General features: G+C 37.9%; 10 protein-coding genes and 1 pseudogene. 5 read left to right on the top strand and 6 right to left on the bottom strand.

All coding sequences use genetic code 11. The features are described from left to right. Positions 1-102: 102 nt before the first annotated feature. From potC to potA, 3 genes are read right to left on the bottom strand one after another with little or no spacing between them, the layout of a single operon-like run. On the bottom strand, positions 103-873 hold the full coding sequence (gene potC, locus HEMROJRC1_RS01190) for a spermidine/putrescine ABC transporter permease PotC (RefSeq protein WP_226691249.1): 771 nt from the start codon (positions 871-873) through the stop codon (positions 103-105). Next, complete coding sequence (potB, locus tag HEMROJRC1_RS01185; protein WP_226691248.1) at positions 873-1,733, bottom strand: spermidine/putrescine ABC transporter permease PotB; 861 nt, start codon at positions 1,731-1,733, stop codon at positions 873-875. The genes potC and potB overlap by 1 nt, the downstream gene beginning before the upstream one ends. Beyond that, positions 1,717-2,835 carry a spermidine/putrescine ABC transporter ATP-binding protein PotA gene (gene potA / locus HEMROJRC1_RS01180; RefSeq protein ID WP_226691247.1) on the bottom strand — a complete coding sequence of 373 codons (1,119 nt, stop codon included), beginning with the start codon at positions 2,833-2,835 and terminating at the stop codon, positions 1,717-1,719. The genes potB and potA overlap by 17 nt, the downstream gene beginning before the upstream one ends. 300 nt (positions 2,836-3,135) lie before the next feature. On the opposite strand from potA, the pseudogene pepT reads away from it, so the two are divergent. The 5 genes and pseudogenes from pepT (at position 3,136) to malT (ending at position 11,903) form a co-directional block, all read left to right on the top strand. Then, positions 3,136-4,367, top strand: a pseudogene (gene pepT / locus HEMROJRC1_RS01175) (peptidase T). A gap of 240 nt (positions 4,368-4,607) precedes the next feature. Next, on the top strand, positions 4,608-6,014 hold the full coding sequence (locus HEMROJRC1_RS01170) for a replicative DNA helicase (protein ID WP_226691246.1): 1,407 nt from the start codon (positions 4,608-4,610) through the stop codon (positions 6,012-6,014). A 9-nt stretch (positions 6,015-6,023) separates the two neighbouring features. Continuing rightward, positions 6,024-7,106 carry an alanine racemase gene (alr, locus tag HEMROJRC1_RS01165; protein WP_226691245.1) on the top strand — a complete coding sequence of 361 codons (1,083 nt, stop codon included), beginning with the start codon at positions 6,024-6,026 and terminating at the stop codon, positions 7,104-7,106. 29 nt (positions 7,107-7,135) lie between these two features. Next, positions 7,136-8,785 (top strand): glucose-6-phosphate isomerase, encoded by a 1,650-nt coding sequence (gene pgi, locus HEMROJRC1_RS01160; RefSeq protein ID WP_226691244.1) that lies wholly within the window; start codon positions 7,136-7,138, stop codon positions 8,783-8,785. Positions 8,786-9,206: 421 nt separating this feature from the next. Further along, positions 9,207-11,903, top strand: a complete 2,697-nt coding sequence (gene malT / locus HEMROJRC1_RS01155; RefSeq protein ID WP_226691243.1) for an HTH-type transcriptional regulator MalT — start codon at positions 9,207-9,209, stop codon at positions 11,901-11,903. Positions 11,904-12,087: 184 nt separating this feature from the next. On the opposite strand, the gene malM is transcribed toward malT, so the two are convergent. The 3 genes from malM to malK form a co-directional block, all read right to left on the bottom strand. Continuing rightward, on the bottom strand, positions 12,088-12,966 hold the full coding sequence (gene malM, locus HEMROJRC1_RS01150; protein ID WP_226691242.1) for a maltose operon protein MalM: 879 nt from the start codon (positions 12,964-12,966) through the stop codon (positions 12,088-12,090). A gap of 64 nt (positions 12,967-13,030) precedes the next feature. Then, complete coding sequence (locus HEMROJRC1_RS01145; protein ID WP_226691241.1) at positions 13,031-14,302, bottom strand: maltoporin; 1,272 nt, start codon at positions 14,300-14,302, stop codon at positions 13,031-13,033. 79 nt (positions 14,303-14,381) lie between these two features. Further along, positions 14,382-15,524, bottom strand: a complete 1,143-nt coding sequence (malK, locus tag HEMROJRC1_RS01140; protein ID WP_226691240.1) for a maltose/maltodextrin ABC transporter ATP-binding protein MalK — start codon at positions 15,522-15,524, stop codon at positions 14,382-14,384. Between the last annotated feature and the right edge of the window lie 359 nt (positions 15,525-15,883).

Here is a 15,883-nt window from a genome sequence, read left to right as displayed (position 1 = left end):
TAAAAAACCACCTGCCGAGTGGCAGGCATAAAAAACGCCTTGATTGTGCGTCAAGGCGTATTCTATTTGATATTCAAGGGTTTGTGAAACTTTTTATATCCCTTAGTGATTATTTTTACGTGCGATTAACTGGCTTAGAATCACCAATGCCAGTGAAAGAACGATCATAATCGTTGCAAGGGCATTCACTTCAGGCGTTACACCGGTTTTCACTAAGGAGAAGATACGCAACGGTAAAATCTCGTAACTCACACCGCTTACAAAAGAGGAAACCACAACATCATCTAGTGAAATGGTAAAACTTAGCAACCAACCTGAAACGACCGCCGGCAAAGCAAGCGGAAGAATAATTTTACGTAAAATGGTTAATTCGCTTGCACCCAAATCTTTTGCAGCTTCTAACATTCTTGAATCAAAACCGTTCAAGCGCGAGAAGATGGTTACCGTTACATAAGGCAGACAAAAAGTAACGTGTGCCAATAATAACGACCAGAAACCTAATGAAATTCCTACTACCATAAATAGTGCGAGTAAAGAAACCGCCATCACGATATCCGGCGACATCATTACGATAAATAGCATTCCGCTTACAGCTTGTTTACCGCGGAAACGATAACGATAAAGCGCAATAGCAGTCAAGCCGCCGATTATTGTGGCCAAGGTTGCCGCAAAAAACGCAATGGTTACAGAGTGGATTGCTGCTTGGATTAGGGTGTCGTTGTTAAATAAACGTTCATACCAGTTCCAGCTAAAGCCTTTCCAACTTAACCCGTAGCGATCGGCATTAAAGGAATTCGTCACTAAAATAACAATTGGGATATACAAATAAGCGTATACCACAAACATAAAGATATTACGTAGTAAACGGCTCATTATTCTAACTCCACTTTTTTATTCAATAGCTTATTAGCACGATAGTAAACGAAAATTAACAATGCCATTAAAATGGTTAAGCCGATGCTAATTGCAGAACCGAACGGCCAGTTACGGGAAATTAAGAATTCACTCTTAATAACGTTACCCACAAGTAATACTTTTGCACCGCCAAGTAAGTCTGCGACATAGAACATTCCCATTGCAGGCAACAATACCAATAGACAGCCTGCAACAATACCCGGCATTGTGAGCGGCAGAATGACTCGGAAGAAACGCTGAATTGCATTTGCGCCTAAGTCTTTTGCAGCTTCCAATAAGCGACCGTCTAATTTTTCAATTGCGGAATAAAGAGGCAGAATCATAAATGGCAACAATAAGTAAACCAAACCGATAATCACTGCGACTTCCGTGTTTAAAATACGAATAGGTTCAGTCAAAATGCCCATATCCATCAGCATTGTATTCAATACCCCTTTTACACCAAGGAACACTTTTAGCCCGTAAATACGAATCAACGAGTTTGTCCAGAAAGGTAGAACCACAAGGAACAATAAGAGCGGTCGGTATTTCGGGTTTATTTTGCTCATCATAAAGGCGAACGGGTAGCCGATCAGCAAGCAAATAATGGTGGCAATACCCGACATATATAAAGAATTCCACACCACTTGCGCATAAAGCGGGTTAAATAAATTGGCGTAGTTTTCAATCGTAATCGGGAATGAATAAAAGTTGCTACCATCTCGGGTTAAAAAACTTACGGCTAAAACCAATAAATTTGGAATCAGCACAAAGAAGATAAGCCAACCGAAGATAATCGCAACAGTAATTTTTTGAAATTTATTATTGATTATCTTCATCGTTGAGTACAACCTCCCAACCTTCATGCCATGTAATGCCTACACGCTGTCCTACACTGTGATCCATATGCGGATCATCTTCATTGAAGAATTCGCTTACCAAAACACGCATTCCATTGTGATCAAATTCTACCGTTGATTCTAATGTCATACCTTTATAGGTACGATCAATGATATGACCTATAATTGCTTTGGACTGCTCGTTTTCATCTAACTCTTCGATCACGATATCTTCAGGGCGAAGTAGCACCTGAAGTTTTTGATCTTTTTCCACAGCCATATCGGTGTAAATATCACATACGCGGCCTTCTACATTGGCAAGAACCACATTTTCGGATTTACGCTCGATCACGGTTGCTTCAAATACATTAATCTCACCGATAAAACGTGCTACGAACAAGTTTGCAGGTTCTTCATAAATTTCACGTGGAGAGCCGTCTTGTGCAATTTTTCCTTTACGTAACAATACGATTCGATCAGACATCGTGATCGCTTCTTCTTGATCGTGAGTTACGAAAATAAAGGTGATACCTAATTGACGTTGCAAGACTTTAAGCTCGTATTGCATTTGTTTACGCAATTTGTAGTCCAATGCAGATAAAGACTCATCCAGCAACAACACTTTGGGTTTATTTACCACTGCACGGGCAATTGCGATACGTTGTTGTTGGCCGCCTGATAATTGCGTCGGTTTACGATCTGCCATTTCTTCCAGTTGCACCATACGTAATGCTTCCAATACACGAGGTTTAATTTCTGCCTCAGGCACTTTCTGCATGCGTAAACCAAAAGCCACGTTTTCAAAAATGGTCATATGTGGAAACAGGGCATAACTTTGGAAGACCGTATTAATATGACGTTTTTCCGCCGGTATATCGGTGATGTCTTCACCATCTAAAATGATATGGCCTGAATCTAATTCTTCTAAACCCGCCAACAAGCGTAACACCGTGGTTTTACCACAACCGGAAGGGCCAAGAATCGTAACAAATTCACCGTTATTAATGGTTAAATTAAAATCGTTAATAATGGTGTTGGAACCGTAGGATTTTTTGATAGAACGAAGCTCAATAATAGGCTTATTTTGAACCGAATTTTCCACTAGCTTTGGTTTTCTCCCTAATTTCACCAATGATTTGGTACTGAGTAGAAACAAAAACCTGCAAGAATGCAGGAACGACATAAAACAGGTGGGTATAATATAGCGAATTGTCAATAATGCCAAGGATTTAATGTCCATTGGAAGAAAAAAGTTCCCCTTTAAAAAAGTAAGAAGAAAAATGACCGCACTTTATATGGTTTTCTTTATTTTCAGCTAATTAGTGAATGTTTGTTATATATCAAGAATCTATTGCCAAATTCAAGTTAAAGTAAAAAAAGCAAGTTATACAAGGTGACGGAAATGAATAATTATAAAGAAAATTTGTTGAACCGCTTTTTGCATTATGTTTCTTTTGATACGCAAGCAAAACCCAATGCGAAGCATTCCCCAAGTTCCGCCGGACAAATAAAGTTGGCGCAATATCTGCAAAAAGAGTTAATTGAATTGGGTTTACAAGAAGTAAATGTAGATAGGCACGCCATCGTAACCGCTTATTTACCTTCAAACAGAACCGAGTTGTCTCATACTATCGGCTTTATTGCACATTTGGATACTTCCCCGAATGTAGCGGCAAAAATGTAAAAGCGGAAGTGATTGAAAATTATCGGGGCGGAGACATTGCGCTTGGTATCGGTGAAGAATTTATCAGTCCGGTTTATTATCCGTTTATGCACCAATTAATTGGCAAAACCTTAATTGTGACGGACGGCAATACGTTACTCGGTGCGGATAATAAAGCCGGAATAGCGGAAATTATGACCGCACTTGAGATAATTCAAAAAGAAAATTTACCCCATTGCAATTTACGAATCGCTTTTACGCCGGATGAAGAAATCGGTTTGGGTATGCAATATTTTCCAATGGATGATTTTCCTTGTGATTGGGCATACACTATTGATGGCGGAGAAGTCGGCGAGCTGGAATACGAAAACTTTAATGCGGCAACCGCAAAAATTTATTTTACCGGAAGAAGTATGCACACCGGTTATGCAAAGGAAAAAATGATCAATGCGTTGGCATTGGCTTGTGATTTTCATCAAGGTTTTTCAAAAGATGACGTGCCGGAGAAAACGAGTGGGAAAGAAGGATTTTTTCATTTGAATCATTTTTCAGGCGATATTGAAAAAGCGGAGCTACACTATTTGATACGTGATTTTGATCTGCAATCTTTTGAGCAACGTAAACGCTTCGTGGAAAATTGGACGGCAAAATTTAACCTAGAAAAAAGATTGAAAAAACCGATTGAATGTGTGATTCAGGATAGTTACAAAAATATGTATGAAGCCGTTCAGAAAGTGCCGCAAGCCATTACTATTGCAGAAAAAGCGATGGATTTTTGTGGTATTAAGGCTATTCATAAACCTATTCGTGGTGGTACCGACGGTGCATTTTTATCCGAGAGAGGTTTGCCTTGCCCGAACATTTTTACCGGAGGGTATAATTTCCATAGCAAACATGAATTAATCTCGCTGGAAGGAATGGAAAAAGCGGTTGAAGTAATTATAGAAATCACAAAATTCAAAAAAATGTAAATTTTTTTCTTGAGTTTGTAAATGAATGTAAATATAATCATCAGTGTTTTATCGAGGTTCCTTTTGATAAAGCTAAACTTTAGAGATTTTATTCATAAATTCCTTTTTACCCCCCTGAGAGATCAGGGGCTTTTTTTATGGATTAAATTTATGATCTTAAAATCGACCGCACTTTTCTCTTAAATCTCCCTCCCAATTGCGGTATCATAAACGCCAGTTTTTTTGTATCTCAATGTTTCTATGGCATCTCAACCACAAATTAAATCCTCCGACAAACAAACTGCACAAGTCAGCATCCCTCCTCATTCTCTTGAAGCGGAACAAGCCGTATTAGGCGGGATTATGCTAAGTAATCAATATTGGGACGGTATTGCCGAACGTGTGATTGCCGATGATTTCTATACCTTTGCCCATCGTGCGATTTTTCAAGCTATGGAAGATTTAATACTTAATCAATCGCCCATTGATTTGATCACTTTGGATCAAGCCTTAAAAAATAAAGGTATTAATGAAGAAGTGGGCGGTTTTGCTTATCTTGCCGAGCTTTCTAACAATACGCCGAATGCGATTAATATTTTAGCCTATGCGGATATCGTGCGGGAAAAAGCGATTTTACGTGAGCTGATTTCTGTCGGGAATCGTATTGCGGAAAACAGTTATTCACCAAAAGGGCAGGATATTAAACTCATTTTAGATGAAGCCGAACGTGAAGTATTTGCTATTGCAGAAAAACGTAGCACTTCAAGTGAAGGGCCGCAAAATGTTATCACCGTATTGCAAAATACGATCGAGCGCATTGATTCCCTAAGTAAATTGGATAATCATTCCGGTGTAACCGGCGTAACAACAGGCTTTACCGATCTCGATCGGAAAACCGCAGGGTTGCAGCCTTCGGATTTAATCATTGTTGCCGCACGTCCTTCTATGGGGAAAACCACATTTGCGATGAATCTTTGTGAAAATGCGGCAATGGCAAGCGATAAACCCGTGTTGGTATTTAGTTTAGAGATGCCGGCAGAACAAATTATGATGCGTATGATTGCCTCACTTGCACGGGTGGATCAAACCAAAATTCGAACCGGGCAAGGTTTAGATGAAATTGAGTGGAATAAAATCAGCAGTGTATTCGGTATGTTTAAACAGAAAAATAATCTTTACATTGATGATTCTTCCGGATTAACACCTACGGAATTGCGTTCTCGTGCGCGCCGAGTTTATCGTGAAAACGGCGGACTGAGTTTGATTATGGTGGATTATTTACAGCTTATGCGCGCACCGGCATTTTCCGATAACCGAACTCTAGAGATTGCAGAAATTTCCCGTTCATTAAAAGCATTGGCAAAAGAGCTGGAAGTACCGGTCATTGCGCTTTCACAGCTAAATCGTACCTTGGAACAACGTGCCGATAAGCGTCCGGTAAACTCCGATTTACGTGAATCCGGCTCTATTGAGCAGGATGCGGACTTAATTATGTTTATTTATCGTGATGAAGTTTATCACGATAATTCTGAAGATAAAGGCGTTGCCGAAATCATTATCGGCAAACAGCGTAACGGTCCGATTGGTCGGGTACGTTTAAAATTTAACGGGCAATTCTCGCGTTTTGATAATCTTGCCGAACAACGAGAATATCATGATGATTATTAAGGATATAAGATGAACGTAAAGCCGGCGACAGCAAAGATTAGTTCGCGTGCATTAAAACATAATTTAGATGTGATTAAGCAAAAAGCCCCGAACAGTAAAATTATTGCCGTGGTAAAAGCCAATGCTTATGGACACGGCGTTGTGTTTGTGGCATCCACATTAGAAAAAAATGTCGATTGTTTTGGCGTTGCCCGCTTGGAAGAAGCCCTTGCTTTACGTTCAAATGGCATTATCAAACCGATTTTGTTGCTTGAAGGTTTTTTTGACGAAAAGGATCTCCCTGTTCTTGCGGTAAATAATATCGAAACCGTTGTGCATAATCGGGAACAGCTTGACGCATTAAAACGGGCCGCCGTACCAAGCCCAATTAAAGTATGGCTTAAAATTGATACCGGTATGCACCGATTAGGGGTAGCCCTTGATGAAGTCGATGAATTTTATCAAGCGCTTAAAAAACTCCCGCAAATTCAACCGCACTTAGGGTTTGTTAGCCATTTCAGTCGTGCCGATGAACTTGAGTCCGATTATACTTCCCTTCAAATCAATCGCTTCCTTAGCGCAATTCAGGATAAACAGGGTGAACGCAGTATTGCGGCATCCGGCGGAATCTTATTTTGGCAAGCATCTCATTTAGATTGGATTCGTCCGGGTATTATTATGTATGGTATTTCACCAACAGATACGGTGGGAGCAGAATTTGGTTTAACACCGGTGATGAATTTAACCTCCTCTTTGATTGCCGTGCGTCATCATAAAAAAGGTGAGCCGATAGGATACGGCGGTGTTTGGAAAAGTCCAAAAGATACCAAAATCGGCGTGGTGGCGATTGGTTATGGGGACGGTTATCCACGAGATGTGCCGGAAAATACACCGGTATATTTAAATGGACGAATTGTGCCGATTGTGGGGCGTGTATCAATGGATATGCTGACTGTCGATTTAGGTATAAACAGCCAAGATCAGGTCGGTGATGAAGTCATTTTGTGGGGAAAAGAGTTGCCTATTGAAACCGTTGCGAAGTTTACCGGTATTTTAAGTTATGAATTGATTACAAAATTAACACCGCGAGTGATCACGGAATATGTCGATTAAATTTCAAATTAATAATAGAAGGAAAAACTATGAAAAATATTAATCCAACCAATACAAATGCGTGGAAAGCATTAAAAAGTCATCAAGCCGAATTATCCAACCTAACCATTCAGGATTTGTTCCAAAGGGAAAAAGATCGCTTTAACGATTATTCTTTAACTTTTAATGAGCAAATCTTAGTAGATTTTTCTAAAAATAATATCAATAAAGAAACACTTTCTCTTCTTCGCCAACTGGCTCAAGAATGCTCATTAGATAGTGCAAAAGAAGCTATGTTCAGCGGTGAGAAAATTAACCGCACCGAAAATCGTGCCGTATTGCACACCGTACTTCGTAACCGTTCTAATGCAGCGGTGATGGTTGATGGTAAAGATGTAATGCCGGAAGTCAATGCGGTTCTCGCAAAAATGAAAGATTTCTGTAGAAATATTATTTCAGGCGAATGGAAAGGTTATACCGGAAAGTCGATAACTGATGTAGTGAATATCGGTATCGGCGGATCGGATCTTGGACCTTATATGGTAACAGAGGCATTACGCCCGTATAAAAACCATTTAACCATGCACTTTGTGTCTAATGTCGATGGCACGCATATTGCGGAAACCTTGAAAAAGGTCAATCCGGAAACTACGCTTTTCTTAGTAGCATCAAAAACCTTTACAACACAAGAAACGATGACTAACGCCCAAAGTGCGCGTGATTGGTTATTGGCTACTGCTAAAGACAGCAATGCCGTGGCAAAACACTTCGCAGCACTTTCCACAAATGCGAAAGCGGTGGCAGATTTTGGTATTGATACCAACAATATGTTTGAATTCTGGGATTGGGTAGGTGGTCGTTATTCACTATGGTCTGCTATCGGCTTATCTATCGCACTTTCTATTGGTTTTGATAATTTTGAGCAATTGCTAACCGGCGCACACGAAATGGATAAACATTTCCGAAACGCACCTATTGAACAAAATATTCCGACAACCTTGGCATTAGTGGGGTTATGGAACACCAATTTCCTCGGCGCACAAACCGAAGCGATTTTACCTTATGATCAATACCTACACCGTTTCGCAGCCTATTTCCAACAGGGTAATATGGAATCAAACGGTAAGTATGTAGATCGTAACGGCAATGCAATTAATGATTATCAAACCGGTCCAATCATTTGGGGGGAGCCGGGAACGAATGGCCAACATGCGTTCTATCAATTAATTCACCAAGGCACAACTTTAATTCCTTGCGATTTTATTGCACCGGCACAAACACACAATCCATTATCGGATCATCATAACAAATTACTTTCCAACTTTTTTGCTCAAACAGAAGCCTTAGCTTTCGGCAAAACAAAAGAGGAAGTGGAAGCGGAATTTGTGAAAGCAGGTAAATCGTTAGATGAAGTAAAAGAGATTGTACCTTTTAAAGTGTTTACCGGTAATAAACCGACCAACTCTATTTTGGTTCAAAAAATCACACCTTTTACTTTGGGGGCATTGATTGCGATGTATGAACATAAAATCTTTGTTCAAGGTGTTATTTTTAATATCTTTAGCTTTGATCAATGGGGCGTGGAGTTAGGTAAACAACTGGCTAATCGTATTCTTCCCGAATTGACAGATAATGAGACTGTTTCAAGCCATGATAGCTCGACTAATGGATTGATTAATCAATTCAAATTGTGGCGGTAATTTTAATGTAAAAAGTGCGGTCAAATTTGACCGCACTTTTCGTTGAATCTATTTTATTTTTCCTAATTTTTGATTTTATATAACAATTACATAAAGCAGAAACAGTATGATTTTTTAGGATTTGCTTAATTATTATGTAATCAAAATATAACTTGTCTTTAACAATATTCTTCTAATATTTAATAAAAAATGTTCATCTAACACGGATTTCTAAAGGAAAAAACTTAGATTAGAAAAATAACCTGATACTAAATTTAGCTGCTAATTTCTCTTATTTACCTGATAAAGAACATGGTTAAATAAACAAAAATGGCGTTTTTTTGTTATAATTTGTTCATCATAAGCATCGTAAAGTAGTTTATCCTGTTATTTATTTTTTAGTTTTAGGTTTTGAATTTATTATTTGGAGAGAAAAGGTTAGATGTTAATTCCTGCAAAATTAATTTGTAACTATCGTTTACAGAACTGTATACCACGTACCTCATTATTGCAATACCTTGATAAATCAAGTAATTACCCTCTTATATTAATTCATGCGCCTGCCGGATATGGAAAAACGACGTTAATTTCTCAATGGGCGAATCAACGAAAAAATGTAGGATGGTATTCTTTAGATGAAAGTGATAATCAACCTGAGAGGTTTGCTACTTATTTTTTTGCGGCGTTACAAAGTGCTTTACAGGTAGAAATGGAAACAGATGAGTTGTTGAATATTCCCAAGAATTTACAAACGCTTTTTACTCAACAACTTGCGCAAATTTCGACAACTAGAGAACATTTTTACTTAATTATTGATGATTATCACATCATTGATAATGAAGAGATTCACGAAGCATTAAGATATTGGATTCGTCATCAACCGCCTTGCATGACATTGATTTTAGTTTCCCGATCCGTTCCTCCTCTTGGAATTGCGGGTTTGTATGTTCAAGAGCAGGTATTGGAAATTACCGCCCATCAACTTTCTTTTAATCATCAAGAAAGCATTGAGTTTTTTCAATCACGTTTAGCACAGGATATTACCCCACAGAAAATTATTGAACTTTGTGATGAAGTTGAAGGCTGGCCGACGGCACTTCAACTTATTAGTTTATCGGCTAAACAGAAAAAAATATCAATAGAGGATGCTGCTAAACGTTTAATCAAACTTAATAATTTTCATATCAATGATTATCTTAACTATGAAGTGCTGGTGCAGATTGATGATGATACAAGACTATTTATATTGCGCTGCTCGATTTTACGTTCGATGAATGAGACCTTGGTGCAGCAGGTTACAGGAGAACTCAATAGTCGAAATAGATTAGAAGTAATTGAAAAACAAGGGCTCTTTCTACAACAAATGGAAGGAGAGGATAACTGGTGGCGATTTCATCCGTTATTTGCTTCATTTTTAAATCATTATCGTCAATCCGAGCTTTTTGATGAATTGGATCAGCTTCATAGCAAAGCGGCAATGGCATGGCTGAAATTAGGTTATACAACGGAAGCACTGTATCATGCCGTTCAACTAGATGATCGTAGTATTTTATTGAATATTTTATCGGAACAAGGTTGGAAATTGTTTCATCAAGGTGAGTTAAAATTACTTGAGCAACACCTTAATTATCTAGATGACATAAGTTTTATTCAATTTCCTCATTTAATTTTATTAAAAGCTTGGTTAGCTCAAAGTCAGCACCGTAATATTGAAGTAAATGTGATTTGGGAACATTTCGAGTGGGTACTTATGAACCAAAAAGTCCAACTAAGCCAAGATATTCAATTTGAATTTGATGTATTACGAGCCCAGGTTGCGATTAACCAAGGTGATGAAGAAACGGCGCTGTCTTTAGCCTCTAAAGCACTGGAATGCCTACCGTTAAGTGCTAATTATGCTAAAGTTGTTGCAACATCAATTATTGGAGAGGCATACCATTGCTATGGTCGGCTCGGTGAATCGTTAGAAATACTCCAAAAAGTCGAAAAAATGGCATGGAAATATAATATGCCCCACAATGTCTTATGGGCGTTATTACAACAGTCAGAAATTTTTATTGCACAAGGTTTTACTCAAGCCGGTTACGATATTTTGGATAAAGCCACTACTTTTGTAAAAGAACATCATTTACAAAAAATTCCTATGTATGAATTTTTACTACGCTTGAAAGGTCAAATTTTATGGGATTGGTATAATTTGGATAAGGCGGAAGCAATGGCAAATGCCGGAATTGAGGTACTAAATAAAGATGAGGAGCGTCTGCAATGTTTAGCTTTATTATGCAAAATATCAATTGTACGTGGAGATTTGGATAATGCCTCCCGACTTTTGAAGCAAATTATCGCTTTACAAAAAAACTATCATTATCATCAAGATTGGAATGCAAACGCTAATCAGGTCAAAATTGTGTTATGGCAGATGTTAGGAGATATTAAATCTACTGAAGTTTGGTTGTCTCAAACTCATCAACCTATAAACGACAGTAATCACTTTAATCAAATACAATGGAGAAATATTGCCAGAGCATTAATTTTATTAGAAAAATATCCTGAGGCGGAGAAAATATTAAACCGAATCATTCAAAGTGCTACACGATTAAAGTTAACAAGTGATCTGAATCGTGCGCTTGTTTTGCGTAATCGATTATATTTTCTCTGCGGTAAAAAAGAACAAGCACAGCAAGATTTAATTCAGGCATTACAACTTACCCGTCAAACAAATTTTATTAGTATTTTTGTAATTGAAGGTGAAAGTATGGCACTGCAAATTCGCCAATTATTGCAGGCTAATATGTTGGATGAATTAGTTGCACATAAAGCACAATTTATTTTGCGTAATATTAATCAATACTATCGACATAAGTTTGCACATTTTGATGAACAATTTGTCAATAATCTTATTTCGAACCCTAAAGTGCCTGAGTTATTAAAAATTAGCCCTTTAACACAACGTGAATGGCAAGTATTAGGGCTTATTTATTCGGGATACAGTAATGAGCAAATTTCAGATGAATTGCAAGTAGCAAATAGTACGATCAAAAGTCATATTCGCAATTTATATCAAAAAATCGGTGTGTCAAATCGTCAAGAGGCGATTGTTTACACAAGAGAATTATTGCAATTAATGGGCTATGATTAATTTTCTTGTATCAAAATATAATTTATCTAAAAAATGACCTCACTTTGGTAATATAGTAAAGCAAATTAAAAAGGTGGTGGTTTAATAAACGATTAATTATTTTTAGATTAATGGTATAAGTATCTAAAATATTAACCCGAAAAAAAGCCACCTTATTAAAGGTGGCAAAATTAAGCAGCAAATATTATTTAGTAGAAACCTGTTGTAAAAAAATTTTTCGTGGTGATGTTAAACCTAATTTTTCCGCTTCGTTAACTAAATTTAATGCACGATTTACATCATTTTGTTTTAAAGCCTTGGTGACGGCTTGCTTGAAATAAGCCTCTGTTTCCGTATCTACGGCAACAACAGATTTATTTTTTTGTGTCAATTGTTGTATCGATTGACCGACTGTTCGGTCAGAACTCGGTTTCTTACCGGTGAAAATATCTGTTGGAATACCGATAAAGCGTGTCCCTCCGGCTGCGGTTACATTAACGCTGATTTCGCCATAAAGACTGTGTTTCACTTCAATGTCTGCAATTGCCGGAGGTTGTTTGCCTGTGGCTTTAGCAAAACTTTTAGCAGGATGGAGTATTTGTGTTGTTTTTTGTACATCCTTGGCTGTAGTGTAAACCAATAAATAAATGTAATCCTGATTTGGTGTTGGGGTTAAATTCAACTTGGCGACAAAACGATTAGGTTGAAACCCTCTTTCTTCCTCAAATTTAAAATCAGAGGAAGAATAGTTAGCAGCAATCTTAAATTGACTATCTAAAACAATAGCGCTGGGTACAAATACCTGATCTTTTATAACCGGGCTGGCAATATTAATTTCCAATGCTCCTTGGTTTGCAGGGATTCGGTATGCCGCAACAGGGCTTTCTATTCCGGCAAAGGGAATAATAAAATCTTCTTTTTGTTGTGTATTTAACGTGGTTGTTAACGTTTCGGAGAAGGAAACATCTTGCCAATCTAATTGTGATAACACTGTGGAGTTAATATGATTTGGTGTTGCAGTGCTTGGCAAAACAACTAACATATTAGCCAATAAAAGTGCGGTGGAAAAAAGTGCTTTTTTCATATTAACCTCATAATATTTGAAAGAAGGGGGAAGAATGATTGTCCCCCGTATTATATTTTAAGTATTACCACCAAGCCTCAAACTGAACGCCGGCGATAAATTCACTGTCTTTCGCTTTGTAACCCGCAGCGGTTCTGACATCTGTATTAAATTTATCATTCCAGTGAGCGTAAGTACCGAATAGACGGATTGCCGGACGTGCCCAAATGCTTGAACCGGCTTGCCATTGTTGGGCTAAGGTAACCTTAGTGAGGTCATTTTTTTGACCGGTAGCTTGATTTTTAATGCGATCATACCCAACCTCTATTAATGAGCTCATCGTATCCGTCCATTTATACATTGGGCGTATCCCTGCCGAATACCAAGTTTTTCCTTTCTTGTTATCTAGGTCGGTTTTTTCATAAATCAGTGCATACATCAATTCGATCTTATCGCTAGCGGCAACAACACCTTGGTTAATTAATCGAATCATATGGCCTTTATTATCGACTAAGCCGCCCTGAGAATGTCCGCTATTCCAAGATGTCATTGAATCCGTTGCGTATTGTGCGGTAAATTTGTTGAAACCTCCAAAGAATTCGCCTTGGGTATGTTCTAAGGTAACCATATAACCATTTTTGCTTGCTCCTTGTTCACGAGACGCGTGGTTCTTGGTATGGGAATTACCGTAATCGAAACCTATTTCTAAACGACCGTTTTTACTTACTTTTAAATCTGCTAAACGAATATCAAAGACATCGTTATAAACATTTTGATTTTTTTTCCGACTAGAATCCCATTTTTTGGTTAAAGGGTTATAATCCCATCCGTAAGCACCATCGCGTTCAGTGTTACGAGTGATGGCAACGGATAATTTACCAAAGCCTAAATCAATATTTTCAACACCTGCCCCCGGACCGGAAATATCCCAGTAGTAGAAGTCATTCATATGTACATCGTGACGTTGGTAGAAACGTTTACCGGCCCATAATGTGGCATTAGGGAAATATTCAGAGAAATTTTTAAATTGGACGTTGATTTCACGTAATGCAGGGCTTGTATCCTCCCAATCGCCTTGTTGATTGACACTATAGGCAACGTTAGAGTCTAAATAGAAAGATTTATTCCCTTCTTTGTAGAGTTCTTGTCCCAGTTTAAATTCCGCGTAGGTTTCGGCTTCATTACCTAAACGATATTTGGAACCACCGCCATTAACGGTAAATGCGGTTTGTTCACCTCCACCTGATGTCCAGCCGATGCCGGAACGGGCATAACCGTGAAAATCAACCGCACTTGCGGATGTAACCATTGATATGCCGGTAATGGCTGTTGCTAGTAGTGTTTTTTTATTATTCATAATCAATCTCTCTTTGTTATTGGTTAATTTAGGATAAATAGTCGTCAAGGAAAGCATCATTATTTATTCGTATAAAATCTTATACCCCTATTTCTTTAAAGAGACGTTTGCAAGCCGTACCGTCCTCTTTAAATAAATGGCAGCGTTCCGGCGCAATACCAATTTCAATTTCATCCCCTTCATTAACTAAGACGATGTCATTTTGGCGGTAAACAAACACAGGATGATGAATTTCCGGTATTTCAACGTGTATTTGCGTTTCGTGACCTAATAATTCAACAACTTGAACAATGCCATGTAATCGAACTTTTGTTTGTGAAACAGGGATAACATGCTCCGGTCGGATACCCAAAGACAACATTTCCCCTTCATTTACATCCTTGCCTTCAACGGGTACCCAAAAGTTATGGTGGTTCGCATCGGGTAATTCCACTTGAACCCGTTCCGATTCGACCGACGTTACGCGTACCGGTAAGAAATTCATTTTTGGTGATCCGATGAAACCTGCAACAAAACGATTTGCCGGATAGTGATAAAGTTCTAACGGTTTTCCTATTTGTGCAACATTGGTAAGTATGTTCTGATTGTTGCCTAAGGCCTGTAAAACAACAATCTTATCCGCTAAAGTCATCGCTTCAACTTGATCGTGAGTAACATAAATCATCGTACGACCCAATTTTTTATGTAATTTGGATATTTCAACCCGCATTTGTACACGTAATCCTGCATCAAGGTTTGAAAGAGGTTCATCTAACAGAAACACTTCAGGTTGAGAAACAAGCGTTCTACCAATTGCCACCCGCTGACGTTGGCCGCCTGATAACGCTTTGGGTTTTCGGTCTAATAAATGAGCAAGTTGGAGCACTTCCGCTACTTGGTTTACCCGCTGTTCACGTTCCTGCTTGTTTACACCGGCCAGTTTCAAACCGAAAGACATATTGTCCGCCACATTTAAATGCGGGTATAAAGCATAGGATTGGAAAACCATTCCGATACCGCGTTTGGCTGGTTCAACATCATTCATTCGTTTTTCACCAATATATAAATCACCGGAAGTAATATCTTCTAGTCCGGCGATCATTCTTAATAACGTTGATTTACCACAGCCTGATGGTCCGACAAATACAACAAACTCACCTTCATTTATTTCTAAATTAACATTTTTTGAGATGTGGATATTCCCATAGGATTTATTAACATTACGCAGTGATACATTGGCCATAACAAAACCTCATACAACATTAAGTTTTTACAACAAACTATATTCTTCTTTTTGGGAAAGTATCATTGCTTATCTCAATAGATAAAAAATCATCCTTTTTCTACTTTTTTAAGGATTAGAATGAAAAAGTATCTATTTTTTATTTTTTTGAATTATTTTTTTAATAAAAATGACTTTGGGAATCAAATTTTTGAAGCAGATCACATTTTTTAATTTAACAAATGTGATCTACTTCACAAAATAGAACTTATCAAAAATAAAGTGAGATAATTCTTAGGGGGCGTAGAACAAAGGATGATACAAAAAGGAAATATTTATTGATAATTTAATTAAACTAAATGGGATTATCCCTCAGGTTT

Origin of the sequence: Rodentibacter sp. JRC1 (genome assembly GCF_020521555.1) — a bacterium.
GTDB lineage: Bacteria > Pseudomonadota > Gammaproteobacteria > Enterobacterales > Pasteurellaceae > Rodentibacter > Rodentibacter abscessus.
Note: the sequence above shows the minus strand (reverse complement) of the source record. Positions and strands in the feature narration are given on the sequence as shown.